Genomic DNA, 2,534 nt, shown 5'->3' on the forward strand with positions numbered 1-2,534 from the left:
TTTTTATTATATTTTGATTTTATTATTTTATTTTCTAAAACTTTTTGCTATATTTAAAAGCTCTATATCTTCTGATGTTAAAGGCTCGTCTATCTTTAAATTGTGAGGCATCTTAACTCCATTTTCATCAATGCAAACAAAAGTTAAAAAACCATCTACTATAATGTTCTCATTATTATTTCTAGTAACTTTTCCATAAACAATTAAACTTGTTTTTCCAGTATAAATTATTTTAGATTTTATATTTATAACATCGCCTTTTCTTATAGGCTGGTTAAAATTAATTCCATTAACTTTTCGGCATACTAAATTTTCTGGGTGCTTATATTCATCTGCGACTGTTATAAAACAACTCTCAACAAACCATTCTGTCATCCTTCCAGCAAACAACGTTCCATGGTGATTTAAGTCTTCTCCCTTAACAAGTCTATATGTATCATAATATTTCATATAAATCCCTCCTAGTATATTAATATATAAGCTATCGTTTATATACTAATATACTATACCTAAAATCCTAAATTAACAATAATTTCCAATAAGATTTAACATTAATTTATTAATAGATTACATAATTATGTTCATTGTCAGTGCCTTTGAAATAAAAAAACCAAAGATTTAAATCTTTGGTTCTGAGTTTATATTGTCTTATTCATCTAATTTTAATACAGACATAAATGCTTTTTGAGGAACTTCAACAGATCCTACTTGTCTCATACGTTTCTTACCTTCTTTTTGCTTTTCAAGAAGTTTCTTCTTACGAGATATATCTCCACCGTAACACTTAGCTAGTACGTCTTTTCTAAGCGCACTTATAGTTTCTCTAGCAACTACCTTGTTACCAACAGCTGCTTGTATTGGTATTGGGAATTGATGTCTTGGTATTTCATTTTTTAATTTTTCACACATAGATTTACCTCTTGGGTAAGCTCTAGTTTCATGTACTATGAAACTAAGTGCATCTACTTGTTCTTTATTTATTAATATATCAAGTTTAACAAGTGTAGAAGGAACATATCCTTTTACCTCGTAATCTAGCGATCCATATCCTCTAGTTCTAGATTTTAATGCATCGAAGAAATCATATACAACTTCATTAAGAGGAAGGTCGTAATGAAGCATAACTCTCTTTTCATCTATATACTCCATGTTTATCATGTTTCCACGTCTTTCTTGACAAAGTTCCATAACTATACCTACATAATCTTTAGGAACTATTATGTCCCCTTTAACTATAGGTTCTTCTATCATTTTGATTTCAGACACCTCTGGTAAGTTAGCAGGGTTTTGAATCATAACAACTTCCCCATCAGTTTTTGTAACTCTGTATATAACAGACGGTGCAGTTGTTATAATATCAAGATTAAATTCTCTTTCTAATCTTTCTTGAATTATTTCCATGTGTAAAAGTCCTAAGAAACCACATCTAAATCCAAATCCTAATGCCGCTGAAGTCTCAGCTTCAAACTCAAGTGCTGCATCATTTACTTGTAATTTTTCAAGTGCATCTCTTACGTTTTCATACTTTTCACCTTCACCTGGGTATATACCACAGTAAACCATTGGTGTAGCTTTTTTATATCCTGGCATAGGACTATCAGTAGGATAATCTGCATTAGTTATTGTATCCCCTACTTGACAACTTCTTATATCTTTAATACTCGCTGCGATATAACCAACATCTCCAGCACAAAGTTCATTAAGTTCTGTTTGACCTGGAGCCATAATTCCAACTTCAGTTACTTCGAACTTTTTATTAGTATTCATCATTTTTATTGTCATACCTTTTTTTACTGTTCCTTCATATACTCTAACATAAGCTACAACACCTTTGTATGCATCATAGTATGAGTCAAATATTAAGGCTTTTAGTGGCGCTTCTTTATCTCCTTTAGGAGCTGGTACATTTTTTACTATAGCTTCTAATACGTCTTCTATGTTTAGACCACTCTTAGCTGATATAAGCGGTGCTTCACTTGCATCAAGCCCTATTATATCTTCTATTTCTTGCTTTATTTCATCTGGTCTAGCACTTGGTAAATCTATCTTATTTATAACTGGTAATATCTCTAAATCTTGATCTAGAGCTAAATAAACGTTAGCTAATGTTTGAGCCTCAACACCTTGTGCTGCATCTACTACTAATAATGCACCTTCACATGCTGCTAAACTTCTTGAAACCTCATAAGTAAAGTCTACATGACCTGGCGTATCTATAAGATTTAAATAATATTCATTTCCATCCTTAGCTTTATATACTAATCTTATATTTTGAAGCTTTATAGTGATTCCTCTTTCTCTTTCAAGATCCATGTTGTCTAATAATTGAGCTTTCATGTCTCTGTCACTAACAAGTCCCGTCTTTTGTATTAATCTATCAGCTAAGGTAGACTTCCCGTGATCTATATGTGCTATTATACTAAAATTTCTAGTTCTACTTTGTTTATTGTCCACCTTGTTTCCTCCTTTATTATTTATCATAACTTTTATTTTATAATATATCCTCTTTTATGTAAATAACAGTTATATAAAAA

The 2,534-nt window shown here is 30.9% G+C and carries 2 protein-coding genes; both read right to left on the reverse strand.

All coding sequences use genetic code 11. The features are described 5' to 3' along the window. Positions 1-27: 27 nt before the first annotated feature. Complete coding sequence (locus tag BN899_RS11775; RefSeq protein ID WP_042275640.1) at positions 28-450, reverse strand: acyl-CoA thioesterase; 423 nt, start codon at positions 448-450, stop codon at positions 28-30. 198 nt (positions 451-648) lie between these two features. Next, on the reverse strand, positions 649-2,454 hold the full coding sequence (lepA, locus tag BN899_RS11780) for a translation elongation factor 4 (RefSeq protein ID WP_042275642.1): 1,806 nt from the start codon (positions 2,452-2,454) through the stop codon (positions 649-651). Between the last annotated feature and the right edge of the window lie 80 nt (positions 2,455-2,534).

It is taken from the genome of Faecalimicrobium dakarense (assembly GCF_000499525.1).
GTDB lineage: Bacteria > Bacillota > Clostridia > Peptostreptococcales > Peptostreptococcaceae > Faecalimicrobium > Faecalimicrobium dakarense.

Excerpts from the sequence above, each read along its gene's own strand:
- BN899_RS11775 (WP_042275640.1), bottom strand. The coding sequence starts at position 450 with ATGAAATATTATGATACATATAGACTTGTTAAGGGAGAAGACTTAAAT.